The organism is Actinomycetospora sp. NBRC 106378, from assembly GCF_030269685.1.
Lineage (GTDB): Bacteria > Actinomycetota > Actinomycetes > Mycobacteriales > Pseudonocardiaceae > Actinomycetospora.
Window position 1 is genome coordinate 673174 of record NZ_BSTT01000002.1, and the last position, 24122, is coordinate 697295.

General features: G+C 74.9%; 22 protein-coding genes. 8 read left to right on the forward strand and 14 right to left on the reverse strand.

Annotated elements, in window-relative coordinates:
* Nucleotides 1-152: 152 nt before the first annotated feature.
* Entirely contained in the window at nt 153-1091 is a 939-nt protein-coding gene (locus tag QSK00_RS07540; protein WP_285589152.1) for an amidohydrolase family protein, read from the forward strand.
* 11 nt (nt 1092-1102) lie between these two features.
* Here the strand turns inward: QSK00_RS07540 and QSK00_RS07545 are convergent, their stop codons facing one another.
* From QSK00_RS07545 to QSK00_RS07590, 10 genes are all read right to left on the reverse strand, one after another.
* Entirely contained in the window at nt 1103-2749 is a 1647-nt protein-coding gene (locus QSK00_RS07545; RefSeq protein ID WP_285589154.1) for a GMC family oxidoreductase, read from the reverse strand.
* Complete coding sequence (locus QSK00_RS07550; protein ID WP_285589156.1) at nt 2746-3624, reverse strand: TauD/TfdA dioxygenase family protein; 879 nt, start codon at nt 3622-3624, stop codon at nt 2746-2748. Before QSK00_RS07550 ends, QSK00_RS07545 begins: the two co-directional genes overlap by 4 nt.
* A gap of 26 nt (nt 3625-3650) precedes the next feature.
* Nucleotides 3651-5501, reverse strand: a complete 1851-nt coding sequence (gene asnB, locus QSK00_RS07555; protein ID WP_285589158.1) for an asparagine synthase (glutamine-hydrolyzing) — start codon at nt 5499-5501, stop codon at nt 3651-3653.
* Nucleotides 5498-6688: an aminotransferase class I/II-fold pyridoxal phosphate-dependent enzyme gene (locus QSK00_RS07560; RefSeq protein WP_285589160.1), complete on the reverse strand. Its 1191-nt coding sequence runs from the start codon at nt 6686-6688 to the stop codon at nt 5498-5500. The genes asnB and QSK00_RS07560 overlap by 4 nt, the downstream gene beginning before the upstream one ends.
* On the reverse strand, nt 6685-7548 hold the full coding sequence (locus QSK00_RS07565; RefSeq protein ID WP_285589166.1) for a 2,3,4,5-tetrahydropyridine-2,6-dicarboxylate N-succinyltransferase: 864 nt from the start codon (nt 7546-7548) through the stop codon (nt 6685-6687). Before QSK00_RS07565 ends, QSK00_RS07560 begins: the two co-directional genes overlap by 4 nt.
* The gene (locus tag QSK00_RS07570; protein WP_285589167.1) at nt 7545-8795 is read right to left on the reverse strand and encodes a diaminopimelate decarboxylase; all 1251 of its coding nucleotides are present in this window, start codon (nt 8793-8795) and stop codon (nt 7545-7547) included. Before QSK00_RS07570 ends, QSK00_RS07565 begins: the two co-directional genes overlap by 4 nt.
* Before the next feature lies 1 nt (nt 8796).
* Entirely contained in the window at nt 8797-9480 is a 684-nt protein-coding gene (locus tag QSK00_RS07575) for a class I SAM-dependent methyltransferase (protein WP_285589168.1), read from the reverse strand.
* An 11-nt stretch (nt 9481-9491) separates the two neighbouring features.
* Complete coding sequence (locus tag QSK00_RS07580) at nt 9492-10910, reverse strand: DUF8614 domain-containing protein (protein ID WP_502872018.1); 1419 nt, start codon at nt 10908-10910, stop codon at nt 9492-9494.
* A gap of 364 nt (nt 10911-11274) precedes the next feature.
* Nucleotides 11275-12306, reverse strand: coding sequence for a phosphotransferase family protein (locus tag QSK00_RS07585; protein WP_285589170.1), 1032 nt, complete (start codon nt 12304-12306; stop codon nt 11275-11277).
* Nucleotides 12306-13289, reverse strand: a complete 984-nt coding sequence (locus QSK00_RS07590; protein ID WP_285589173.1) for a zinc-dependent alcohol dehydrogenase family protein — start codon at nt 13287-13289, stop codon at nt 12306-12308. The genes QSK00_RS07585 and QSK00_RS07590 overlap by 1 nt, the downstream gene beginning before the upstream one ends.
* 76 nt (nt 13290-13365) lie before the next feature.
* Between QSK00_RS07590 and QSK00_RS07595 the strand changes: the two genes are divergently transcribed.
* The 5 genes from QSK00_RS07595 to QSK00_RS07615 all read left to right on the forward strand — a co-directional run bounded on the left by QSK00_RS07595 (nt 13366) and on the right by QSK00_RS07615 (nt 18111).
* Entirely contained in the window at nt 13366-14604 is a 1239-nt protein-coding gene (locus QSK00_RS07595; protein ID WP_285589175.1) for a cytochrome P450, read from the forward strand.
* 42 nt (nt 14605-14646) lie between these two features.
* Nucleotides 14647-15201, forward strand: a complete 555-nt coding sequence (locus QSK00_RS07600; protein WP_285589176.1) for a thermonuclease family protein — start codon at nt 14647-14649, stop codon at nt 15199-15201.
* Between the two features lie 51 nt (nt 15202-15252).
* Complete coding sequence (locus QSK00_RS07605) at nt 15253-16104, forward strand: DMT family transporter (protein ID WP_285589178.1); 852 nt, start codon at nt 15253-15255, stop codon at nt 16102-16104.
* Nucleotides 16105-16166: 62 nt separating this feature from the next.
* Nucleotides 16167-17606 (forward strand): alpha/beta hydrolase, encoded by a 1440-nt coding sequence (locus QSK00_RS07610; RefSeq protein WP_285589179.1) that lies wholly within the window; start codon nt 16167-16169, stop codon nt 17604-17606.
* A 304-nt stretch (nt 17607-17910) separates the two neighbouring features.
* On the forward strand, nt 17911-18111 hold the full coding sequence (locus QSK00_RS07615; protein ID WP_285589181.1) for a DUF397 domain-containing protein: 201 nt from the start codon (nt 17911-17913) through the stop codon (nt 18109-18111).
* Between the two features lies 1 nt (nt 18112).
* On the opposite strand, the gene QSK00_RS07620 is transcribed toward QSK00_RS07615, so the two are convergent.
* Entirely contained in the window at nt 18113-19252 is a 1140-nt protein-coding gene (locus QSK00_RS07620) for a helix-turn-helix transcriptional regulator (protein WP_285589184.1), read from the reverse strand.
* On the opposite strand from QSK00_RS07620, the gene QSK00_RS07625 reads away from it, so the two are divergent.
* On the forward strand, nt 19236-20000 hold the full coding sequence (locus tag QSK00_RS07625; protein WP_285589187.1) for a hemerythrin domain-containing protein: 765 nt from the start codon (nt 19236-19238) through the stop codon (nt 19998-20000). The two genes, QSK00_RS07620 and QSK00_RS07625, sit on opposite strands and share 17 nt — an antisense overlap.
* A 125-nt stretch (nt 20001-20125) precedes the next feature.
* On the opposite strand, the gene QSK00_RS07630 is transcribed toward QSK00_RS07625, so the two are convergent.
* The 3 genes from QSK00_RS07630 to dapA form a co-directional block, all read right to left on the reverse strand.
* Complete coding sequence (locus QSK00_RS07630) at nt 20126-21100, reverse strand: alpha/beta hydrolase (RefSeq protein ID WP_285589188.1); 975 nt, start codon at nt 21098-21100, stop codon at nt 20126-20128.
* A complete protein-coding gene (locus QSK00_RS07635) occupies nt 21097-22482 on the reverse strand; it encodes an FAD-binding oxidoreductase (RefSeq protein WP_285589189.1) in 1386 nt (461 codons plus the stop codon). The genes QSK00_RS07630 and QSK00_RS07635 overlap by 4 nt, the downstream gene beginning before the upstream one ends.
* A gap of 161 nt (nt 22483-22643) precedes the next feature.
* Nucleotides 22644-23555, reverse strand: a complete 912-nt coding sequence (gene dapA, locus QSK00_RS07640; RefSeq protein WP_285589190.1) for a 4-hydroxy-tetrahydrodipicolinate synthase — start codon at nt 23553-23555, stop codon at nt 22644-22646.
* 176 nt (nt 23556-23731) lie between these two features.
* Here dapA and QSK00_RS07645 point away from each other — a divergent pair, with 176 nt between their 5' ends.
* Nucleotides 23732-24109, forward strand: coding sequence for a hypothetical protein (locus QSK00_RS07645; RefSeq protein WP_285589191.1), 378 nt, complete (start codon nt 23732-23734; stop codon nt 24107-24109).
* Nucleotides 24110-24122: the final 13 nt, after the last annotated feature.

Sequence of the window (24122 nt, forward strand, 5' to 3'; positions counted from 1 at the left end):
GTTCCGCAGTTCTCGTAACTCGACTTTTACACTTCGCGCTCGACTTCTCCCGGAACGCCTGGCTCGATGGAGTCGACAGCGGACACGACTTCGTGAGCGAGGCTGGCTTGACCATTTCCGGTGCTCGTCGCATCATTGATTTCCATTGTCACGTGGCGTCCGGGATGTGTTTCCCGCCCTCGTTCGGTGCCGGGGTGGTGGACAACGCGCTCGCCGCCCTGCGGGCCCGCGGACTGGCCGTGCCCCGCAGCCGGGTCGAGCGCATGCACGAGGTCACGCTGGACGACCCGTGGTGCGACCGGCTCGTGGCCGAGATGGACGAGGCGGGCATCGCCGAGGCCGTCCTGCTCGTCCCCGACTTCACCTACGCGCTGCCCGACGGCACGCACACCATCTCCGAGCTCCTGGCCCACCACCGCGCCGTCCGCGACCGGCACCCCGGACGCTTCCGCGTGTTCCCCGGCGTCGACCCGCGCTGGGGGCAGGAGGGGCTCGCGCTGTTCGAGCGGGCCGTCGTCGAGTACGGCTTCGACGGGATGAAGCTCTACCCGCCGTGCGGGTACCGGCTCTCCGACCCCGGGCTCTACCCCTTCTACGAGCTCTGCGCCGAGTGGGGGTTGCCGGTGCTCTCCCACATCGGGGCCACCTCGCCCGCGCTGGAGGCCGAGCCCGCCCGCCCGATCTACGTCGACCGGGCGGCCAAGGACTTCCCGACGGTGGACTTCGTCCTCGCCCACGGCAGCGTCAACTACACCGAGGAGTGCGCCATGCTGTGCACCAGCCGGCCGAACATCCACGTCGACGTCAGCGGCTACGAGACCGGGGGCGTCGCGGGCCTGGCCCGGCTGTTCGAGCTGGGGCTGCACCACAAGGTGCTGTTCGCCACCGACTGGCCGATCTTCCGGTTGCAGGGCCGGCAGGCGAGCTTCGTCGAGCGCCTGACCACCGAGGGCGCGTTCCCGGCGACGATGACCGAGCGCGAGTTCGACCTGTTCTTCCACGGCAACGCCGAGCGCATCCTCGGGAAGAGGCGCGTGCCCGCCGCGGCGGTCCCGAGCGGAGCGCCGGAGCGTGACCGGCCGGTGGCCTGAGCCGACCATCGTCATCCCCCCACCCCGGCCGTGGGGGGAGCGACGGGGACCCGGTCCTCCACGATCATGGACGCGCCCTTCTCGGCGATCATGAGGGTCGCGGCGTTGCTGTTGCCCGAGACCATCGAGGGCATCACGGAGGCGTCGACGATCCGCAGGCCGGTGAGGCCGTGGACCCGCAGCCGGTGGTCGACCACCGCGCCCGGATCGCGCCCCATGCGGCAGGTGCCCACCGGGTGGTAGGACGTGTCGCCGCACTCGCGGGCGTAGTCGGCGAGGTCCTCGTCGCTGGTCGAGGCCGGACCCGGCGTGAGCTCCTCGCCGCGGTAGGCGTCGAGGGCGGGGCGCCCGACGATCCGGCGGGCGAGCCGGGCCCCGGCGACCAGGAGCCGGAGGTCGTCCTCGTCGGAGAGGAAGGCGGGCTCGATCCGGGGCGGCTCCGCCGGGTCGGGACTCGACGCGTGGATCGAACCGCTCGAGCGGGGCCGCAGCGGGTAGACGCCGAGGGTCATGCCGGGGCGGTCGTCGAAGCGCCGGCTCGGTCCGGCCCCGTAGCTCGCGGGCGCGAAGTGGAACTGCAGGTCCGGGCGGTCCGATGCCGTGTCGGAGCGCAGGAAGGCGTAGGCGAGGGCCGTGGGCAGGCCGAGCACCCCGCTCCCGTCACGCAGGTAGCGGACCGTCTCGCCCAGCAGCCGGGTGCCCCGGGTGCGGTCGTTGAAGGTGACCCGGCGGCGGACCCGCCACCGCAGGCGGACGGCGTAGTGGTCCCGGTAGTCGGCGCCCACACCGTCGAGCCGGTGGCGCGTCGGGATGCCCGCCGCCCGCAGGACCTCCGGGGCCCCGACGCCGGACAGCTCGAGCAGGTGGGGCGTCTGGACCGCCCCGGCGCAGAGGACGACCTCGCGGGCCGCGCGCGCCCCGTGGAGGCGCCCGCCCCGCCGGTAGCGGACCCCCGTGGCCCGGGTGCCCGACCAGTCCACCGCGACGACGTGCGCGTCGGTGACGACCGTGAGGTTCCGACGGCGACGGGCGGCCGCGAGATGGGTGTGCACCACCGCGGAGCGCCGCCCCGCCCGGGAGGTCGCCTGGTAGTACCCGATGCCCTCCTGGTCGCCCGCGTTGTAGTCGGGGTTGTGCCCGTGGCCGAGGGAGCCCGCGGCGGCGAGGAACGCGTCGCACAGCTCGTCCGGTCCGCCGGGGAGCCCGACCGGGACGGGTCCACCGACACCGCGCGTCGGGCCGGGGAGCTCCGAGTCCTCGAGGGCGCGGAAGTGGGGCAGGACGTCCGTCCACCCCCACCCGGGGTTCCCCGCCGCGGCCCAGTCGTCGTAGTCGGCGCGCTGGCCCCGGACGTAGAGCATGCCGTTGATGGCGTTCGAGCCGCCGAGCAGGCGCCCCCGGGGGATCCGCACGGAGCGGCCGCCGATGGTCGGGTCGGAGGCAGTGTCGAAGGACCAGTCGTAGCGTGGGGAGCCCATCCAGAGCACCTCCGCGGCCGGTACCGCGAGCAGCGGGTTGCGCCGTTCGGCACCGGACTCGAGGCAGAGCACGCTGACGCCGGGGTCCTCGGACAGGCGCGCCGCGACGATGCAGCCGGCCGCGCCGCCTCCCACGACGACGTAGTCGTGCACCGCGGCATGGGCGGTCCCGGCGCTCATGCGGCGCCCGTCGTGGCCCGCGCGGCGCCGACGACCGCGGGGACGCCGCCCGCGATCGTGGTGCGGTGCATGTGCCGGTGGTAGCGCTCGCCGTCGTACCAGGAGGCCCGGTGCATGGCACTGCGGTTGTCCCACAGCACGATGTCGCCGGCGCGCCACCGGTGCCGGTAGGTGAACACCGGACGGACCGCGAACTCCTGCACGAAGGTGATCAGCGGGGCGCTCCGCTCGGGCGGCAGCCCCTCGATGCGCCAGGGCACGTTCCCCCCGCAGTAGAGCGCCCTGCGCCCCGACACCTCGTGCGTCCGCACCAGCGGGTGGGTGACGTCGGGCCACGAGGCGCGCTCGGCCTCGGTGACCGGCGGCCGGTCGGGATAGTTGTAGGGCCTCGACTGCACCCGCGAGATCACCACCCGGAGGTCCTCGATCGCGGACCTGGTGCGTGCGGACAGTGCCTCGTAGGCGGCGATCATGTTGGTGAAGCTGGTGTCGCCGCCCTCCGGGGGCACCTCGATCGCGTAGAGCATCGAGCCGGCCGGCGGGTCGGGCAGGTAGTGCCCGTCGCTGTGCCACACGCGGCCGCTGACCGGCGAGCCGATCAGGCGGCCGTCCCGCGCGATGTTGGAGAGCACGAGGATGTCGGGACTGGTGTCCTCGTTGAACTCGGGCCTGGTGTAGCTCACCACCTCGCCGAACCGCCGGGTGAACGCGACGTGCTGCTCCTGGGTCATCCGCTGACCGCGGAAGAGCAGGATCGTCGTGTCGATCCACGCCTGGTAGATCCGGTCGAGGTCCCGGGCGGGGATGGGCCCGGTGACGTCGACCCCCCGGACCTCGGTGCCGATGGTGTCGGTGAGCGGGACGAGGTCGAGCATCGGGTCCTCCTCGGTCGGGCGGGCGTTCACGCGACGGCGACGTGGTGCTCGGTGATCCAGGCGTCGGCCTCGACGAGCTGGATGAGCAGATGGGGTCCGCTCGAGCCCCCGGGGAGCTCGGACCGGAGCTGGCCGGCCTCGATCTCGTCGAGCAGGGAGCTGACCCGGGCGGTGTCGAACAGCGGCCCCAGCGGCGAGTCGCGGCTCCCGACGATGCGCCGGGCCGCCGCGATCAGCCCGCGGTCGTACTCGGGGTGGTGGACGTGCGGGTAGGCGCTCTTGCGGCGTCGCAGGCTCGACCCCGGGACGACGTCGGCCACGGCGTCCTTCAGCAACCCCTTGAGCTCGCCGGTGCCCTTCATCGACCACGGGACGTTCCACAGCAGCTCGACCAGGCGGTGGTCGCAGAAGGGGAACCGCACCTCCACGCCGTTGTGGGCGCTCATGCGTTCCTGGCGGTCCAGGATCACCGCCAGCGGGCCCGCCATCCCGAGGTACATCACCTCGCGCATGCGGGCGGACAGCGCGTCCTCCCCGGGCAGCCGGGGCACGTCCGCGAGGAGCTGGTCGTACCGGGCCGCCTCGTCGGCCCGGGGGTCGACCACGGCCCGGACCTCCGGCGACAGGAGATCGGCGAGCCGGGGGCCGTCGCCGAGCCAGGGGAACGTCGGCCGCTCCACCAGGCCGGGCTTGAAGTAGTAGGGGTAGCCGGCGAAGAGCTCGTCGGCCGCCTCCCCGGTGAGCACGACGCGGCGGTCCCGGGCGATCCGGGCGAAGAGCAGGTGCATCGAGGCGTCGAACTGGCCCCAGCCCGGGAGCCCGCGGGCGTCCCGGGTCGCCGGGATCGTCGTCAGCAGGTCGTCGAGGCCCGCGGTGACGCGGTGGTGGCGGAGCCCGAGCCCGGACGCCGCTGCGGCCGCGTAGGGCGCGTCGACCTCGGGGCGCAGCTCGGTGGCGGCGAAGTGCTCGGGGTCGCTGGCGAACTCGACGCAGTACGAGTCGAGGGCGGCCCCGGGGTCGGCCCGGCGCAGCGTCCCCACGGCGAGGGCGGCCACCGAGGTGGAGTCGACCCCTCCGGAGAGCATGGCGGCGTACCCCGCGGCGTCGTCGACCTGGCGGCCGACGACCTCGTCGAGGACGTCCCGGACGTCGCCGACGGTCTGCTCCCGGGTCCGCTCGTGCGGGCGGCTGCGCAGGCGCCACCACCGGTCGCGCCGCACTCCCGCGTCGGTGACGACCACGCGTTCACCCGGCCCGACCTCGGACAGCCCCAGCAGCGGCGTCTCTCCCGGCAGCGCCAGGCGGGGCTGCAGGAGCAACGGCAGCCGCTCGGTGTCCAGGCGGGGCTCGAAGAGGGGGTTGGCGAGGATGCCGTGCGGGTCCGAGGCGCACAGCACCCCGCCGTCGTAGGGCGCGTAGTAGAGCGGGCGGACGCCGAGCCGGTCACGGACCAGGGTGAGCCGTCGGTCGCGGCCGTCCCAGACGGCGACGGCGAAGGTGCCCTCGACACGGTCGACGAAGTCCGGACCCCAGGCGAGGTACGCGCCGAGCAGCACCTCGCCGGCGGTCCGCAGGGGGCCGCCCGACCGGTCGTGGCCGGCGCCGCGGACCGCGGCGCGCAGCCCGGCGAGGTCGTCCGGCCGCCCGGTGTGGGCGAGGACGACGTGCGTCGTGCCCGTCGCCGCGACCGCGGGTCCGCGGGCGGTGCCGCCGGGGGTCGTGACGAGTTCCCGGCGCCCGAGGGCGGCCTGCGCGGAGATCCAGCAGTCCCCGCCGTCGGGACCGCGTCGGGCCGCCGTGGCCGTCATGGCGGCCACGGTCGCGGCGTGGGCGGTGAGGTCGCGCCGATGGTCGACCCAGGCGACGAGCCCGCTCATCGTGCCCCCCGATCGGCGAGCGTCCGGACGTCACGAGCGCCGGCGACCGCCGCGCGGAGGGCGACGAGGGCCGGGCGCAGCGTGCCGGTCGGGACCGCGAGGGTCAGGCGCACGCGACCGACGCCCGGGTCGGCCCCCCGGTCGCCGGGAGCGGTCAGGTACCGCCCCGGCATCACCGTGACGGCGTGGTCGCGCCACAGCCGCCGGGCCACGTCGAGGTCGTCGGCCGTCCCGGGGAGCCGCAGCCAGAGGAAGATCCCCGCCGGTGGGCGCCGGTAGCCGGGAAGGTCCCCGAGGACCTCGTCGGCGACGTCCCAGGCCCGGGCGAGGCCCGCGCGCATCGCCGTCACGTGGACGTCGTCGGCCCACAGCGCCGCGGCCGCCGCACACACCGGGGCGGCCGAGGACACCCCGCAGGACCGGTTGTGCTCCGCGTAGCGGGCGACGGTGTCGACGTCGCCCGCGAGGAACCCGCTGCGCAGGCCGGGCGCGCCGGAGCGTTTGGACAGGGTGTGCAGGACCGCGTACGGCCCCGGTCCGGCCTCGACCGCCGACAGGAACCCGGGGACGTCGACGGCGGCGAGGTCGACGTAGCACTCGTCGACCAGGAGCAGGGCTCCCACCTCGGCGGCGGCCGCGGCCACGGCGCGCAGGACGTCGGGGTCGTGCACCTCGCCGCCCGGGCTGCCGGGGTGGCAGACGACGACCGCCGCGAGGCCCGGGGTCGACCGGACGGTGGCGGCGAGCGAGGGCACTCCGGAGGCCGGGTAGAGCACGGCCCGGGCGCCGGCGGCCGCCGTGGCCGCGAGGTACGTGGGATAGAAGGGGTTGGGGACGAGCACCGCGGGCCGGTCGGCCCCGCGGTCCCGGGCCGCCGCGACCGCGAGGGCCAGGAGCGTCGCGCTCGCCTGCTTGGTCCCCGGGGTGGGCTCGACGGCGCACCGGGCCGCGCCCGCCCCGCCGAACCGCCGCACGAGCCAGTCCCGGTACGCCGCGACGAGCGGGCCGGTGCCGCCCAGGGGCGGGTAGCTCGTCCAGGCCGCCGGGTCGCGCACCGGGGCCAGCAGGTGGTCGGGGGTCCCGAGCCGGCACTCCCCGAGGTGCAGCGCGACGGGGACGACGTCGTCGGGGGGAGCGACGTCGGCCAGCAGCGCCCGGAGGCGCGCGAAGGCGCTCGGTGCGGTCACCGGGGCGCCCGGAACACGTCGTCGAGGTCCAGCTTCGCCCGGGTGCCGGCGTCCGCGTACTTGACGATGACGGCGGCGTACGTCGCGAGCCCCGGGTCGACGGTGTCGAGGCGGGAGCCCGGGACCACGACCGCGTCCGGTGGCACCTCACCGCGGTGGACCTCCCCCGTGGCGCGGTCGATGATCGGGGTGGAGCGTCCGAGGTAGACCCCCATCGACAGGACGGCGCCGCGCCGCACCCGCACCCCCTCGGCGACCTCGCTGCGGGCGCCGACGAAGACGTCGTCCTCGATCACGACCGGCTCCTCGCCGACGGGCTCGAGCACGCCGCCGATCCCGGCGCCGCCCGCGATGTGGCACCGGCGGCCCACCTGGGCGCAGGACCCGATCGTCGCCCAGGTGTCGACCATCGTCTCCGGCCCGACGTGGGCGCCGATGTTGACCATGCTCGGCATGAGGACCGCGCCCGGCCCGAGGTAGGCGCCCCGGCGCACGACGGCACCGGGGACCACCCGGATGCGGGCGCGGGCGAAGTCCTCGTCGGTCCAGTGCTCGAACTTCAGCGGGACCTTGTCGTAGCTGACGGGGCGGGCGGGGCCGCCCCGGGCGACGACGTTGGACCGCAGGTGGAAGGAGAGCAGGATCAGCTTCTTCACCCCGGTGTCGACCACCCAGTCGTCCCCGACGGGCCAGGCGGCGCGCAGCCGGCCGGCGTCGAGGTCGACGAGCCCGGCCTCCACGACCGGCGCCAGGTCGGCCGCCTCGGCCGGGGTCAACTGGTCGCGGCGGGCGTACGCGTCGTCGAGGCGGGCGCGGTCCAGGGGAGCCCCGGGCAGGTCGGCGAGGTCGACGGGGGTCACCGCACACCCGCCGGGAGGACGGACGCGGGCGACCAGCGCACCGTGCTGACGTAGTCGTCGAACGTCTCGGCCCGACGGATCTCGACGACGTCGCCGTCCGCCGTCAGGAGGAGTTCGGCGGGCCGGAGCCGTCCGTTGTAGGTGAAGCCCATGGCGTGCCCGTGGGCGCCGGTGTCGTGGACGAGGGCGATGTCGCCGGGCCGGGGGTCGGGCAGGTGTCGGTTCACCGCGAACTTGTCCATGTTCTCGCAGAGGCCCCCGACCACGTCGACGGCGCGGAGCGGTCGGTCGTCGGTCGACGGCAGGGTGATGTGGTGGTAGGCGCCGTAGAGCGCGGGACGCATCAGGGCCGACATGGAGGCGTCGAGCCCCACGACCTCGCGGTGCTTGCGGCTCCGGTTGATCACGCGGGTCACGAGCACGCCGTGCGGCCCCGTCACGATGCGCCCGAGCTCGGTGCGCAGCTGCGGCGCCCGGTCGGGGAACCACCGGTCGCGGGAGGCGATCACGGCCCCGGCCCAGCGCCGGACGTCGAGGGGCTCCTCGCCCGGCCGGTAGGGGATGCCGAGGCCGCCGCCCACGTTGACCACGTCGAGGTCGATGCCGTGGTCGCGCAGCCCGGCCCCCACGGCGAGGACGTCGTCGGCGGCCTGCGCCGCCCGCTCGGCCGAGGACTCGTTGGCGCAGCTCATCCCGTGCAGCCCGAACGAGGTGACGCCCCGCGCCCGGACCGACCGGTAGGCCGCCGGGAGGTCGTCGACCGGCACCCCGAACTTCGAGCCGGCCGCGTCCCCCATCAGGTGGGAGCCGGCCGCCCCGTGGGGGGCGACGCGGAACGACACCGTGTGCGGCAGGGTGTCCAGACGCTCGGCGAAGGGTCGGTCGTCGAAGGTGATCGCCGCGCCCGCCGCCAGCGCCTGGTGGTACTCGGGCAGGGCGGTGTTGTTCGACGTGAAGACCAGGTCGTCCCCGCGGACGCCCAGGCGTTCGGCGAGGTGCAGCTCCGTCCCCGACGCGCAGTCGAGGCCGCTCCCCGCGTCGCGCAGCAGGGCCAGGACCGCCGGGTTGGGCAGGGCCTTCACGGCGAAGTACTGGCGGTGCCCGGCGCCGGCGAACGCCTCGGTCACCTCCCGGTGGGAGGCGACGATGCCCGCGGCGTCGTAGAGGTGGAACGGGGTGCCGTAGGTGCGCACGAGGTCGTCGAGCAGCGGCAGCAGCCGCGCCGAGAAGGCGGGGGAGAGGGGCACGTCAGGGGACCCGGGCGATGCAGATCGTCCGGTTCCGCATCCCGCTGATCGGCCGGAAGTAGGGGAAGTAGTACGACTCGACCGGGTCGAAGCCGGCCCCGGCGAGCTCCTCGGCCAGGTAGTCCCGCGAGACGAACCAGAAGTTCGCGACACGCTCGTGCGGTGCGAAGGCGGCGGTCGCGTCGCGCGGGGAGTCGTTGGAGAACACCAGCTGGGTCCCGGGCGGGAGCGCGAGGCTCTTGATCTTCTGGAGGGCCGGTCGCACGTGCTCGGCCGTGTCGAAGAGGTGCCCGAGCAGACCGTCGGCGTAGAGCGTGGTCGTCCCCACCACGTCGTCGGCCGAGAGCTCGAAGAAGTCGGCGGAGAAGGCGTCCACCCCCTTGGTCCGGGTCAGACGCACCGCCTCGTCGTTGCAGTCCATGGCCCGCACGGCACGGGAGTGGGCGATCAGATCCGCCTCCACGAACCCGTTGCCGCAGCCGATGGAGAACACGGAGCCGTCGTCGGGGGTGACCGACAGCAGCTTCAGCACGATGTGGGACCGGTACTCCGGGACGTAGGTCGACGGCGTGATCGAGTCGTTGAACGCGCCGCCGGACTCCCATATCTCGTACACCGTGGCGTCCTCGCGCTCCGTGCGCGGCGCGCAGTAGTAGTCGTGCACGCTGTCCAGGTCCTGCTTCACGGGGTCCTCCTTCAGCGGGTGGGGGTGGCGGCCGAGAGTGCTTCCTGGAGGTAGTCCACGGTCGGGAGCGCCCCCGGGCGCAGGGCGTCGACCAGGGGGGCCAGGGCCCCGTTCCGGGGCCCGAAGGTCCGCCAGAGGGCCACGGCGGGCTCGGCCGTGCCGGTGAGGACCGCGTCCGCGAGGACCCGGGCCAGGGACCGGAGCCCGGCGACGACCGCCCCGGGCTCGCCGGCGAGGCGGACGCCGTCGTCCTCGGTGAGGTCGAGGGCGCCGACCTCGACGAGGTAGGACAGCTGCAGGAGCATCCCGTCGCTGTCGGGGAAGGAGCCCGACCCGCGGTCGGCGTACCGCAGGCACTCCGCGAGGTAGTAGGCGATCGCGTCGTCCTGGTCGACCCCCAGCTCGCGGACCCAGACGTCGGCGAGCACGAGCGCGCCGAAGACGTCGGCGAGGACCTCCTGCAACACCACCGAGGCCCACCGGTCGGCGGCGTTGAGCGGCTTGAACCGCGTGCCGGGCCGCCTCACCCCGTGCCCGATCTCGTGTCCCAGGACGCCGAGTGTCGGAATGTGTCGAGAACCGGGTTCGGTGGGGTCGAAGAGGTGTCCGACGGCGAGGTGGCGCTCGGCGAGGGACCTGCCCACGGTTTCGAGCAGAACTCGGTGGGTGTTGCCGAAATAGTATGTCTTCTTGAACGGCGAGCGCTTGATCCCCTCGTCCTCGGGAAGGAAATAGGCGATGTGCTTGGGGTGGCGCTCGCCTTCTCCGGCCATGAAGAACAGTCGGCAGGCGACGAAGGCGGGAACGGGGGAGAGTTCCAGGTCCGGGTGCAGGTCGCGCACGTAGGCCCGGACCGCGTCCAGGGTCGCGAGGGCTGCGGTCACCTGCTGCTGCTGCTCGGGCTCGCGCACCGCCGCGAAGGCCGTCGGGAGGCCGGTGTTCTCCTTGCCGATCCACGTCGCGATCCGGCCCGCGACGACGACGACGTCCTCCTCGATCCCGACGAGGGCCTGGAGGTCCTCGTCGGAGTAGCCCTCGAGCAGGGCGCGAGCCCGAATCTCGAGCGCGGTGCGGTCGGGTCCGGGCGGCATGAGCGCGGCGATCCGGCGCATGGCCTCCGCCGCCGGAGCGGGACGCGGGAACCGGGTGCGGCCCGGGTCCTCGCCTCCGCGCACGGCCGTCCACTGGTCCTCCACCGCGTCGCGGAGATCCGCGAGCCCGGTCAGCAGGTGCGGTCCGAGTTCCGCGACGACCTCCTGCGCCGCGGGCCCGAGATCGAGTGGGATCACCGAATAGGAATGCGCCGGGGGCCAGAAGTCTCCGCGCCAGCCGTGATAGCGGCCCGCCCGGACGACGTTGATTTCGTGGTCGAAACGGTCGGCGAGCACCAACTGTCTCCCCCATCCTCGCAGTGACCCGATGGATCTCATCAAGCAATTGCGAGGTTTCGAGAGACGGCGCGACCGGTGAACTTGTCGTTACGTCAGGAAACGGGCGCCGACCACTCCATCGGAGCATCGAGTTCCGTGCATTGTTCGTGTAAGCGGATCTCGAGCGGAATGGCATCGCCGCGATGCTGGACGGGACGGCGGCGGATCTGCGTCCCTTCGGGCACTTGCCATCCCGCGCGGACCGTGTAGATCCGCCCCGACCCCGATCCGTGCACCACAGCGGCGCTTCGTCCGGACTCGTCCGATCGTGTGTCCACCGGGAGCGGTGGGTGATCGCGGCCAGGGGGCGGCGCAGCGGCGCAGGGGGCGCTCGGAGCCCGGCCGCGCCGGCGCCCGGGGGCGGTCAGAGCCCCAGCTGCGCCAGCGCCGACTCCGCCTGCGCCACGATGGCCTCGGGTCCGGTGACCTCGTCGGCGTCCGCGGCATCGCCCATGTCGCCGGCCTGGTAGCGGGTCCACACCCCCGCGTGGATGCAGGCCGCGCGCCAGCGGGCGAAGGCGATGTAGAAGTCGATGTCCGGCAGCTTCGCCCCCGTCGCCTGCTCGTAGCGGGCGATCAGGTCCTCCCGGGTGGGGAAGCCGCCGAGCTCCGTCGGGTTGGGCAGCGCGGCCGGGACCTCGTCGCCGGGCTGCGACCACGAGACGAGGATGTGCCCCAGGTCGCAGTAGGGGTCGCCGATGGTGGCGAGCTCCCAGTCGAAGACCGCGGCGGCGGACCCGTCGTCGAGGTAGGAGATGTTCCCGGAGCGGAAGTCGCCGTGCGCGATGCGGTTGGCGGGCGGCTCGGGGACGCGCTCGGACAGGGCCTGATGGGCGCGATCGATGGCCGCCAGGTCCTCGACGGCGGACTGGTGGGCCTGACGGTGCCAGCGCTTGAGCTGGCGTTCGACGAAGTTGCCGGGCCGGGCGAGGTCGTCGAGCCCGACCTCCGCCGGCTCCACGGCGTGCAGCGCCGCGAGGACGTCCATCGTCGACTCGCCGATCCGGCGCTTGACGTCGTCGGAGGTCACCCACGCGGCGTCGGACACGCTGTTCAGCACGCGCCCCGGCGCGAAGTCCATGACGTAGAAGTCGACGCCGGCGACGTCGCGGTCGTCGCAGAACGCCACCGGCGGCGGCACCGGGACGTCGGTCGGGGCGAGGGCGGACAGGAACCGCCACTCGCGGCCCATGTCGTGCGCGGTCTCGAGCACCCCTCCGAGCGGGGGACGCCGCAGCGCCCACGTGGTGCCGTCCTCGTCGGTCACCCGGTAGGTCAGGTTCGACCGACCCCCCGTGATCCGCTCGAACAGCAGGTCGCCCGAGATGTCGGGGACGTGCGCGCAGAACCAGTGCACGGCCTCGTCGGGGACGCCGGAATCACCGGAGATGCTCATCAGGGGGTCACCACGATCTTCCCGACCTGGGCGTTCGACTCCAGGTACTCGTGCGCCTCCACGATCGAGTCCAGACCGGCGAACACCCGGTCGACCTGCGGCGCGAAGTCGCCGGAGCGCAGTCCCGCGCCCACGAACTCGCCCGCGCGGCGCAGTCGCTCCTCGTCGTGCGTCATCGCGAAGAGGGTATAGCTGCGCATCCAGAGATCCGGCAACGTCTCGGCGGGAAAGATCGTCGGCTGCCCGGAGAGCAGGCCGTGGATCGTCACGATGCCCCCGGGCGCCGTCGCGCGGCAGAGGTCGGCGACGCCCGGCCCGGCGACGGCGTCGAAGACGTGCTCGACGCCGTGGCCGCCGGTGATCGCGAGGACCCGCTCGACCAGGTCCTCCTCGCCGGTCGCGACGACGTGCGCGGCACCCGCGTCGAGGAGCTGCGGGGCCTTGGACGACGAGCGCGACGTCGCGATCGGGATCGCCCCGACGCGGCGTGCCACGGCCATCGCCGCGAGCCCCACGCTGGAGGTCGCGGCGGTGATGAGGACGTGGTCCCCGGCCTTCAGCCCGCCGGTCTCGACGAGCCCGCCGTAGCCCACGAGGAACGGCATCCACACCGCGGCGCCGTCGACCCAGGAGGTGCTCTCCGGCAGCGGCACGACGGCCCGCGCCGGCACCAGGGCCCGCTCGGCGTACACCGAGTAGTCGTTCATCGAGAACCCCGGCACGACGCTGACGCGGTCGCCGACGGCGAAGCGCCCGGGGGCGCCCACCGCCGACACCGTCCCGCTGCACTCGTAGCCGAGACCCGCGGGCAACCTCGCCTGCTCGATGTAGGTGCCGCGCCGGAACATCGACTCGGCCCGGTTCAGCCCGATCGCCGCGACGTCGACGACGAGCTCGCCCGGCGCGGGTTCGGGATCGGGCACCTCCTCGAGGCGCAGCACCGACGGATCACCCAGCTCGGAGAACCGCACCGTCCTCGTCATGGGTCGCGATCATGCCGGGGGAACCGGGGGGCCGCACCCTCTTCCCGGGCAGGGCCGGCGGGTCTACGGAGGAACCATGACCACGACCGAGATGGCCCCGGCCGACGCCGTCGCCCCCGACTCCACCGACGAACCCGCCCTGGTGGCCTGGCTCGCGACCATGCGCGCCGAGCACCCCGTCTGGCGCGACCGGTACGGCATGTACCACGTGTTCCGCCGGCAGGACGTCCTCACGGTCCTGCGCGACCCCGCCCGCTTCTCGTCGGACAAGGGCCGGCTCGCTCCGGCGACCGCGTCCGTCTCGCGGGGGATGCTCACCCAGATCGACCCGCCCGAGCACCGTCGGCTGCGCTCCGTCGTCTCGACCGCCTTCACCCCCCGGCGCGTCGCCGACCTCGAGCCGCGGATCCGCGAGATCACCCGCCGGCTGCTCGACGCCCTTCCCGACGACAGGTCGTTCGACCTGGTCGACGCCCTCGCGTTCCCGCTGCCGGTCACCGTGATCGCGGAGATGCTCGGCCTGCCCGAGGCCGACCACCCGCTCTTCCGCGCGTGGGCCGACCGCCTGTTCTCGATGCAGGTCGACGACCCGACCGACCCGGCGCTGGGCGAGCGCGTCGCCGCGGCGATGGCCGACATCGCCGCGTACCTCACCGCCCGCGTGCAGGAGCGGCGGGCGGCGTCGACCGACGACCTGGTCTCCGCGCTGGTCGCGGCGGGGCTCGACGACGAGGAGGCCGCGAACTTCTCGCTGCTGCTCCTGCTGGCCGGGCACATCACGACGACGGTGCTGCTCGGCAACGCCGTCCGGACCTTCGCCGAACACCCGGGCGTGTGGGAGGGGCTGCGAGCGGACCCGACGACGATCCCGGCCGCGGTCGAGGAGGTGCTGCGGCTGCGCAGCCCGTTCACCGCGACGGCGCGCGTGACCACCGAGGCGGTCGGGATCGCGGGCACGACGATTCCCGCCGAGCGCTTCGTCCTCGCCTGGATGCTCTCGGCCAACCACGACGAGAGCGCCTTCGCCGACCCCGAGGCGTTCGTCCCGGACCGGGGGATCGGGGGGCAGCGGCACGGAGCCCGCGGCGCTGACGCCGGAGGAGCAGCGCAGACGGCGTTCGGTCACGGCGTGCACTTCTGCCTCGGGGCGCCGTTGGCCCGGCTGGAGGCCCGCGTCGCCCTGGAGGAGCTGACCACTCGATACGACGCGCTGTCGCCGGCGCGTGACGCGATGGGGGACCTGCAGCCCTACCCCCGGGGGGTGCTCGGGGTGCGACGGCTGCCGGTGAAAGGTGTCCGGAGCTACACAAGGTGACCGGTTGCAGGCGGAATTTCACGGTGCGTCACACTGGCGCGCGTGACGACCGGGACGGCACCGCGCCTGCTCCTCGCGACGGCGTGCTTCGCCGCGCTGCTCGGTGGGGTCGGGGTGGTGTCCGGGGCGGTCCCGGTCACGCCCACCTCGCCCGTCGCGGCGCCCGCGCCGCCGACCGTCTCGCCCGCCGCCGCACCGGAACTGCTCGCCGCCGGTGAACCCGCCACCGTCCTCGCGGTGGCCGACCCGGTGACCATCGACGTCCGGCTCGAGGGCGGCCGGACCCTGCGGGTGCGGGCGCTCGGGGTGCAGCCGCCGGACCGCTGCTACGCGGGGCAGGCCCTGCAGTTCGCCCGCAAGACGCTCGCCGGGAAGGCCGTGACGCTGACCGGCGACGGCCGGTCCGACCGCTTCTCCCGGGCGCTGGCCTGGGTGTCGCTCCCGCAGGACGACTACGCGGTGCTCGCCGCCGAGGCCGGGACCGTCCGCGCCTACGCCGCCGACGCCCCACCGGAGCGGATGCCGGCCGTGCGCGCCGCGGAGGACCGCGCCGAACAGGCCCGGCGGGGTCTGTGGCTCGCGCCCTGTGAGCAGTAGGGGTCGCGACCGCCACCTTTAGGGCGCACCCGCCGTGGGCACATCACCGGAATGCTGCTCGCCGGGGTGCTGGTGGCCGTGGCGGCGGCGGCCTGCAACGCCGCCGGCTCGGTGCTGCAGCGAGCCGCGTCCCGCCGTCACGACCCGACGTCGGGATGGCGGCGGGGACTCCTCGCGCTGCTGCGCCGACCCGCCTGGACCGCGGGCATCGCCGCCCACTTCGTCGGGTTCCTGCTCCAGGCGGTGGCCCTGACCCTGACGCTCATCACGGTCGTGCAGCCGGTCCTCGTCGTCGAGCTCCCGTTCACGCTCCTGCTGGGCGCGCTGCTGCTCGGCGCGCCGCTGGGCCGGCGGGCGTGGCTCGCGGTCGCCGCGATGGCGGGCGGGGTCGTCGTGTTCCTCGCGTGCCTGCGTCCGCAGGGGGGTGGGCCGCAGAGCGCCTCGACGGCGGCCTGGTTGATCGGTACCGCCGTCGTCGTGGTCGTCCTCGTCGTCCTGACGGTGCTGGGGCGGGCCGGACGGGGCCGGGAGCGCGCGCTGTGGTTCGGCACGGCCGCCGGCGTGACCTACGGCTTCAACGCCGCCCTGCTCGCGGGGCTCGCCCCGGCCTACGCCGACGGGCTGTCCGGGGTGCTCTCGGCGTGGCAGACCTACGGGGTGCTCGTCGGCGGGACCGTGTCCTTCCTGTTCCTCCAGCAGGCGCTGCAGGCCCACGACCTGCTCTGGGCCCAGCCGGGCATCACCCTCGCCAACCCCGTCGTCGCCGTGGTCTGGGGGCTGACGGTGTTCGGGGAGCGCCTCGCGGTCGACGTCCGGCTGCTCGGGCTCGCCGTGGGCGTGATCGCGATCGTCGTCGGGACGGTCGTGCTCAGCCGGATCGAGGAGGAGGTCGACGGCGGCTGACGCACAGCCCACGCACAGCCGGCTCTGGACGTGATCACGTGGTCGGGCCGCACGCTGCGGGCGTGGGATACCAGCGTGGCCTGTCCCTGCTCGACGGCTGGCTGCCGTGGACGGTGCAGGCGATCGTGCTCGTCGCGTTGCTCGCCGTCCTCGTGCCCCTGGTGGTGTCCCGGCGACGGGTCCGGTACCGGTGGCTCCGGCTGGCCGCCGTCGTCGTGCTCGGGGTCGCCGGCGCCCTCGCCGCACTGGCCGCGTTCGCCGGGAGCGGCCTCGCCTCGGACCCGGCACCGGCCCTGCTCTGGGTGTGGGTGGGGCTCACGGTCGCGGCGGTGGTGGCCGTCGTCGTCGCCTGGGGCCCGTCGCCGTGGTGGCGCCGCGGGCTGTCGGTGCTGGTGGTGCCGCTGGCGGTGGTGTGCGTGGCCCTGGTCCTCAACCAGTGGGTCGGCTACGTGACGACGGTGCAGGAGGGTTGGTCCGAGCTCGACGCCGGGCCGTTGCCCGACCAGGTGGACGCCTCGGCGCTGCCGGGGATGATCGGGCACGCCCGCGCCACCGGCGCCCTCGTGGAGGTGTCCGTCCCGTCGACGGCGAGCGGGTTCGCCCACCGCGACGAGGACGTCTGGCTCCCGCCCGCCTGGTTCGCGTCCGGACCCCGGCCCGTGCTGCCGGCGATCATGATGATTGGCGGGGAGTTCAACACCCCGGCCGACTGGATCCGGGTCGGGAACGCCGTGCAGACCGCCGACGCGTACGCCGCCGCCCACGGAGGGCTGGCGCCCGTCCTCGTGTTCGCCGACGCCGGCGGGACGTTCAACAACGACACCGAGTGTGTCGACGGGCCGCGCGGCAACGCCGCCACGCACCTGACGAAGGACGTGGTCCCGGACGTCGAGCGCTCCTTCGGCGTCTCGTCCGACCCGCGGGCGTGGGGCGTCGTCGGCTGGTCGATGGGCGGGACGTGCGCGGTCGACCTCGCCGTCATGCACCCGGAGCTGTTCGACTCCTTCGACGACATCGCGGGCGACGCCGGCCCGGAGGTCGGGACGAAGCAGCAGACGATCGACCGGCTCTACGGCGGGAACGCCGCGGCCTGGGCCGCGTTCGACCCGGCGACCGTCCTCGCCGCCCACGCGCCCTACGCGGACACGGCCGGTTGGTTCGACGACTCGTCCGACGGCGGCGGCGGGTTCGGCGGCTACCACGGCGGCGGGCAGCGACCGCCCGGCGCCCGGCCCGGCGGGCGTCCGCCCGGGTCGTTCCACCCGCCGTCGGGAACGTCGGGCATCGGCGGCCGCGGTGGTGGGGGAGCGACCGGCCAGGAGCTCCCGGCCGCCCGGCAGCTCTGTGCCCAGGCGCAGACGCGGGCGATCGCGTGCACCGTGGCGACGCAGCCGGGGCGGCACTCGTGGCAGTTCGCGACGACCGCGTTCCAGCTCGTGCTGCCGTGGATGGCGGACCGGGTCGAGCACCCGGGGGTGCCCGCCTCCGCCGCGACCGCGTGACAGGAGAGCGTCACGGCCGGCACTGGACGCCAGGAACGCCACATCGTCGGGCGGCCCAGCCGGCCGGCTCGGTCGCGAGGGGCACACCATGCAGGTTCGGCGGCACCCGGACATGCCTGGTGTACCTCTCGCGACGGCGGGGCGGGCCCACATGCCCGCAGAGGGCGGACGCCCCCCGGCAACACGGGCCCGTTCCGCGACGTCAACGTCGGTCCGGCGGACGTCAACGCGGCGTCAAGACCGCGGCCCGCGGTCCCGGGTCGCCCCTAGCGTCGACCACGCACGATCACCGACGACCCCGAGGGTGGACGACGTGGACATGGCCTGGCGTTCCAGCAGCTTCGCGACCGGGAACGACCGCGTGGAGTGGCGCATCGAGGCGGGCCGGGTGGAGCTGCGCCACGGCGGCCACGCCGACCAGGGCACGCTCGTGCTGTCCCGCGCGGAGTGGCAGGCGTTCCTGGCCGCCGCGAAGTCGGGCCAGGCCGGCGCGATCGCCTACTGACTCACAGCACCAGCCGGGCCGTCATCTCCCGGCGGCTGGACACGCCGAGCTTGGCGAACACGACCTTGAGGTGGTCCTGCACGGTGTGCGGGGACAGGTGCAGGGTCGCGGCGATCGTCCGGGTGTCGGCACCCTGCAGGACCAGCAGCGCGACCTCCTCCTCCCGCGCGGTCAGGCCGTGCGCGGCGAGGGCGAGCCGGCTCAGCTCGGCGCGGGACGTGGGCTCCACCGTCAGGACGACGTGGCCGGCGCCGCCCGGGCCCGACAGCGGCGCGCTGCGCAGGCTCAGCCACCGCCCGGTGGCGCCCAGCACCCGCGACTGCCCCGGGACCTCCTGCCGTCGGGTGCTCGCGACCACCGCGAGCATGCTCGCCGGGAGCTCGCCGTGATCGCGGCCGCCCAGCTCGGCGATGGTCGCCTCGGCGGCGGGGGTCAGGTGGGTGACCTGGTCGGCGCCGTCGACGACGAGGACGGCGGGCCCCGGGTCGGCGGCGGCGTGCACGACGTCGCGGTCGACCCGGAACAGGCAGCGCTGGATCGCCTCGGCCAGCAGCGCGCTCACCGCGCCGAGCTGGTCGCCCTCGAGGGCGGTGAACGGGGGGTCGCCGGGACCGCGGTAGAGCGCGAGGGCGCCCCAGGTCGCCCCCCGGTCGACGAACGCGACCCGGAGCTCGTCGGTGAAGCCGAAGCGCGGCGCCATGAACTCGCGGTGTCGCCGGCAGAGCTCGGGACGCCCGTCGGTGTCCACGGAGAGCACCCCGACCGGGGGCCGGCGCCGGGCGATCTCGGTGAACCCGTTGACGTCCGGCGGCCCGTACTCGGTGGCGGCGAACTCCTCGTCGCCGATGCCGAGGTCGCGGGTCTTCGACGCCCACGTGATCAACCCGGTCGCCGGGTCGGTGGTGGCGAAGCAGGCGAAGTCGAACGCCACGTGGCGCGCGACGGCGGTGTACACGGTGCGGGCCAGGGCCTCGCGGTCCGCGGCCACGGTCGGCATCCGCCGCAGTCGGTCGAGCAGTGCTCGGGATCCCCCCATGGCCACCATCGTGCGCCGCGGACCGGCGGGGGAGAACCCCAGGTTGTTGGGATGGGACCAGCTCGCCGGCGGCCGCAGGCTCATCGCCATGACCACGACGAACACCCTCGAGCTCCTCCACCGCCACGACTCCCGCTGCTGGTGGGACCACCTCCAGGCCCACTGGGTCTGCCCGCCGGAGTCCCGGACACCGGATCGGCCACCGGTCGACGTCCGGGACATGCTCCTCGTGCACACCGCGCTGCTCCGGGAGTTCCGCCTCGCCCCGGCCGCCGTCGCCCGGGTGCCGCTCGGCGAGCGCCGGCGGGCCCGTGCCGTCGGCCGTCACCTCGACCTGCTCGCCGACCTGCTGCACGGCCACCACGAGGGGGAGGACGACCTCCTCTGGCCGGTCCTGCGCGACCGCGTCCCCGGTGCCGCCCTGCCCCGCCTCGCCGCCGCCGAGGCCCAGCACGAGGGCATCGACGCCGCCCTCGAGCGGGTCCGGACGGCCCGCCGCGCCTGGGGGGAGCAGGTCGACGGGACGACCCGCACCGCCCTCGTCGAGGCCCTCGAGGAGCTGCACGCCCTGCTCGCCGAGCACCTCGACCTCGAGGAGCGCACCCTGCTGCCCCTCGCGGCGGTGCACCTCACGGAGGCCGAGTGGGCCGCCGTCGGGGAGCACGGCGCCGCGTCGGTCCCGAAGCCGGCCCTGCCGCTGGTCATGGGGATGTTCGCCTACGAGGGCGACCCCGAGGTCCTCACGACGATGCTGGCCGCCGCTCCCGCGGTGCCGCGCGTCCTCGTCCCGCTCATCGCCCCGCGGCTCTACGCCCGCCACGCCGCGCGCGTCCACGGCACCGCCCGTCCCTGATCCGCCCGCCCACCGGGAGCCACACCAGGACCACGACCGCCGTCGACGAGCCGACGGGACGCGGCGCTACGCCGTCGACCACCCCGTCGGAGCGGGGGCCCGGGCAGCCGTAGCCCGACGACGGGTCAGCCGACCGCCGTCCGCAGCGCCGTGACCATGAGCCCCCGGAAGGCGCGCATGGCCGGCGCGTGCGGCACGTTCGCGTCGGCCCCGTGGTACATCGCCGGCTCGACGACGAGCTCCACCGGCACGCCCGCCGCCCGCAGGCGACCGGCGTAGGAGACGTCCTCGTCGTGGAAGAGGTCCTGGTCGCCGACCCCGATCCAGGTCGGGGGGAGCCCGGTCAGCTCCGGTCGGCGGGCCGGGGCGGCCCCGGGCGGCACCCCGGGGTCGCCGGCAGGGCGCCCCACGTACGCGGTCCAGGCCCGCCGGTTCATCCGGGCGTTCCAGATGAAGCGGCCGCGGCCACCGGGGACCTTGGCGAGCGCCGTGCGGTCGTCGAGCATCGGGTACTCGAGCAGGGCGAACGCGACCGGCCGACCCTCGTCGTGGGCGCGGTGCACGGTGGCCGCGGCGAGCCCGCCGCCGGCGCTGGCGCCGCCGACCGCGATCCGCGCCGGGTCCACGCCGAGCTCGCCCGCATGGTCCTGCAGCCAGGACAGGGCCGTGGAGCAGTCGTCGAGGTCGGCCGGGAAGGGGTCCTCCGGCGCGAGCCGGTAGTCGACGCTCACGACGAGCACCCCGGCCTCGGCGGCGAACCGGCCCGCGAGGTCGTGGTCCATGCCCGGGTGCCCGACGAGATGCCCGCCGCCGTGGATCCACAACAGCGCGCCGCTCGGCGTGCGGCGGGACCCGTCGTCGTAGACCAGCACCGGCACCCCGTCGGCGCTGCGTCCGGTCACCTCGACCCCGGGCGGGACGTCGGTGTCCTGCCGCATCCGGGCGCGCATCGCGGGCACCACCCCGAGCGGCAGCCAGGCGAAGGAGATCACCAGCCGCGGGGTCCGCAGCTCCGGGGCGACCCGGGCGAGGGCGCGGAGCACGCCGAGGGCCCACGTGCCGAGCAGGACGGCGACGAGCGCGGCCAGGACCCGCTTCACAGGATCTTGCCGGGGTTGAGGATGCCGTGCGGGTCGAGGGCGGCCTTGACCGCGCGTTGCATGGCGAGGTTCTCCGGGGACTGCTCGGCGGCCAGGCCGTCGCGCTTGAGCAGCCCGACGCCGTGTTCGCCGGTGACGGTGCCGCCGAGGTCGATCGCGGCGGCGATGATCTCGTGGAACGCGGCCTGGGCGCGCCGACGGGCGGGTTCGTCGCCGACCGGGGTGACCAGCAGCGGGTGCAGGTTCCCGTCGCCGGCGTGGGCGATGTTGGCGATCGTGGTGCCGTGCCGCTCGCCGATGGCCTGGATGCGGCCGAGCATCTCCGGCACCGCGGCGCGCGGGACGCAGACGTCCTCGGTGAGCACCGGGCCCTGCCGTTCCAGGGCCGGGTAGGCCAGGCGCCGCGCGGCGAACAGGGCGTCGGCCTCCTCGGCGTCGGCGGCGCGGGCGGAGAAGGAGGCCCCCGCGGCGTCGAAGTGCCGGATCATCTCCTCGGCCTCCGCCTCGCCGGCGGCACCAGGGGCGTCGGAGCGCCCGAGCAGCAGCACGTCGGCCTCGGCGGAGATCCCGAGGTTCTTCCAGGCGTCGACCGCCTCGAGGCAGGTCCGGTCGACCAACTCCAGCGCGCTCGGCGTCAGCCCGGCGGCGGTGATCGAGGCGACCGCGCGGCCGGCGTCGACGAGGTTCGCGAAGTAGCCCGCCACCGTCTGCTCCGGCGCCCGGGCAGGCCGCAGCTTCACGGTGATCTCGGTGATCAGCCCGAGGGTGCCCTCGGAGCCGACCATGAGTCCGGCGAGGTCGAGCCCGGCGACGCCCTTCGCGGTGCGCCGCCCGAGCCGGACCAGCTCGCCGAGCCCGTTGACCACCTGCACGCCGAGCACGTAGTCGCGGGTGACGCCGTACTTCACGCAGCACATGCCGCCGGCGTTGGTGGCGACGTTGCCGCCGATCGTCGACCACGGGCTCGACGCCGGGTCCGGCGGGTACCAGAGGCCCTGTGTCGCGCACTGCGCCCGCAGGTCGTCGTTGACGATCCCCGGCTCGACCACGGCGAGGCGCTCGGCCGGGTCGATCTCGTGGATGCGGGTCATCTGCTCGACGCTGACCACGACGCTGCCCGCGGTGGCGTTCGCCCCGCCCGAGAGCCCCGTCCCGGCCCCGCGCGGGACCAGCGGCACCCGGTGCTCCAGGCACGCCCGCACCACGGCCTGGCACTGCGCAGCGTCCAGCGGACGGACCACGGCCGCCGGGAGCTCCCACGGCGCCCACTCCGCATCGTCGTGGGCGTACGACGCGAGGACGTCCGGGTCGTCCACCACCCGGTCCGCGGGCAGCGACGCCCGCAGGGTGGCGACGACGGGGGCCGGGGCGACGGTCGTCATGGGGCTCTCCGCGGTCGGTGGCTGGGCTGACCTCACGGTAACCCGGCCCCCCGACACCCACGCCCGCCCGCGGCCGGGCTCCCGGGCGGTGCCGGGGAACCGGTGCCGTCGGCACCGTTCCTGCGAGGTGCTCCGCGGAGGCGGGCGACGGACGGTGCAGCTCAGGCCCGCGGCCCCGCGGACGGCGCCCGGACGGCTCCGAGCGCCGCGACGGCCCGGGCGAGGGCGGGGGGTGACGCCGGGGCGAGGGGCATCCGGACGTCGGGGGTGGCGATGCGCCCCGCAGCATGCAGCAGGGCCTTCACGACGACGGGGTTGGGCTCGGCGAACAGCGCGCTCACCACCGGCAGGAGGGCCGTGTGGTGCGCCCGCGCCGCCTCCGTGCGGCCCGCGAGCCCGTCGGCGACCAGGGCCGCGAACCGGTCGGTGGCCACGTGCGAGGACGCGGCGATCGCCCCGCGCCCGCCGAGCAGCACGGTCGGGGCGATGAACGGGTCGTCCCCGGCGAGGACCGCCAAGTCCGGGGGAGCGGCGGCGAGCACGGTGGCGGTGTCGAGGTCGAGCGCGCCCACGGCCTGCTTGAGCCCGACGACCTGCGGGTGGCCGGCCAGGTCGAGCAGGGCGGCCGCACCGAGGCCGAGGCCGGTCCGGGCGGGCACGTTGTAGACGACGAGCGGCACCGGCGACCGCTCCGCCACGTGCGTCAGGTGCGCGACGACCGCCGGCTCGCCCGGCCGCACGTAGTACGGCACGACGGTCAGGGCCGCCGTCACGCCGGGGACGTCGGCGAGTGCCGCGTGGCGGGCGAGGGTGCTGCGGGTGTCGTTGGTCCCGGCGGCCACGACCAGCCCGGCGCCGCGGTCGCCCGCCACCTCGGCGCACACGGCGACCACCGCGCGCCGCTCCTCCGGCGTCAGCGACGTGGGCTCCCCGGTGGTGCCGAGGGCGACCAGGCCGCGGGCGCCGTCGTCGAGAACCTCCGTCGCGAGCCGCCGCAGCGCGTCGAGGTCGACCTCGTCGCGCTGCGTGAAGGGGGTGACGAGCGGGACCCAGAGACCGTCGAGATCGACCATGACCGGACCCTGGCCCGCCGTGGGCACCGGGAGAAGCGAGGGTTCGCCGGGGGTGCGTGAAGCCCAGCTGCAGGCTGACTCCGTCCCGGGGAGGGCTCGGCCCGCGTCGGAGAGGTTCCCTGGCCGTAACGGCAGGCAGCGCCCGGCGGAACGGGAGCCACCTAGGGTGGACCACGATGAAGCGCACCCCCACGGGCCCCACCGTCACCCTCTGCCGGGGCTGCTGCTGCGGCACCACCCGCAAGCACCCGGGCGTCGACCACGTCGGCCAGGTGGAGCGGCTCCGGGAGGGCACCGCGGGCGCGGGCCGGGTGAAGCTCAGCGACTGCCTCGACGCGTGCGCCCAGTCCACCGTCGCCGTCGTCTCGCCGTCGCCGGAGGGCCGGCGCGCGGGCGGCAAGCCGGTGTGGCTGCTCGGGGTGCTCGACCAGGACACCGAGGACGAGATCGTCGCGTGGGTGCAGGCCGGCGGACCGGGCGTGGCCGACCCGCCCGGGATGCTCGACCTGCGGGTGTTCACCCCGGCGCGGCGCATCCGCACCCAGGTGCCCTGAGTCGCGCACACTG

What these genes read in the sequence shown, in the direction of transcription:
- asnB (WP_285589158.1), bottom strand. Translation starts at nt 5,501, where the DNA reads ATGAGCGGGCTCGTCGCCTGGGTCGACCATCGGCGCGACCTCACCGCC.
- QSK00_RS07545 (WP_285589154.1), bottom strand. Translation starts at nt 2,749, where the DNA reads ATGAGCGCCGGGACCGCCCATGCCGCGGTGCACGACTACGTCGTCGTG.
- dapA (WP_285589190.1), bottom strand. Translation starts at nt 23,555, where the DNA reads ATGGTCGATCTCGACGGTCTCTGGGTCCCGCTCGTCACCCCCTTCACG.
- QSK00_RS07585 (WP_285589170.1), bottom strand. Translation starts at nt 12,306, where the DNA reads ATGAGCATCTCCGGTGATTCCGGCGTCCCCGACGAGGCCGTGCACTGG.
- QSK00_RS07550 (WP_285589156.1), bottom strand. Translation starts at nt 3,624, where the DNA reads ATGCTCGACCTCGTCCCGCTCACCGACACCATCGGCACCGAGGTCCGG.
- QSK00_RS07590 (WP_285589173.1), bottom strand. Translation starts at nt 13,289, where the DNA reads ATGACGAGGACGGTGCGGTTCTCCGAGCTGGGTGATCCGTCGGTGCTG.
- QSK00_RS07635 (WP_285589189.1), bottom strand. Translation starts at nt 22,482, where the DNA reads ATGACGACCGTCGCCCCGGCCCCCGTCGTCGCCACCCTGCGGGCGTCG.
- QSK00_RS07625 (WP_285589187.1), top strand. Translation starts at nt 19,236, where the DNA reads ATGACCACGACGAACACCCTCGAGCTCCTCCACCGCCACGACTCCCGC.
- QSK00_RS07605 (WP_285589178.1), top strand. Translation starts at nt 15,253, where the DNA reads ATGCTGCTCGCCGGGGTGCTGGTGGCCGTGGCGGCGGCGGCCTGCAAC.
- QSK00_RS07645 (WP_285589191.1), top strand. Translation starts at nt 23,732, where the DNA reads ATGAAGCGCACCCCCACGGGCCCCACCGTCACCCTCTGCCGGGGCTGC.
- QSK00_RS07580 (WP_502872018.1), bottom strand. Translation starts at nt 10,910, where the DNA reads ATGAGATCCATCGGGTCACTGCGAGGATGGGGGAGACAGTTGGTGCTC.
- QSK00_RS07595 (WP_285589175.1), top strand. Translation starts at nt 13,366, where the DNA reads ATGACCACGACCGAGATGGCCCCGGCCGACGCCGTCGCCCCCGACTCC.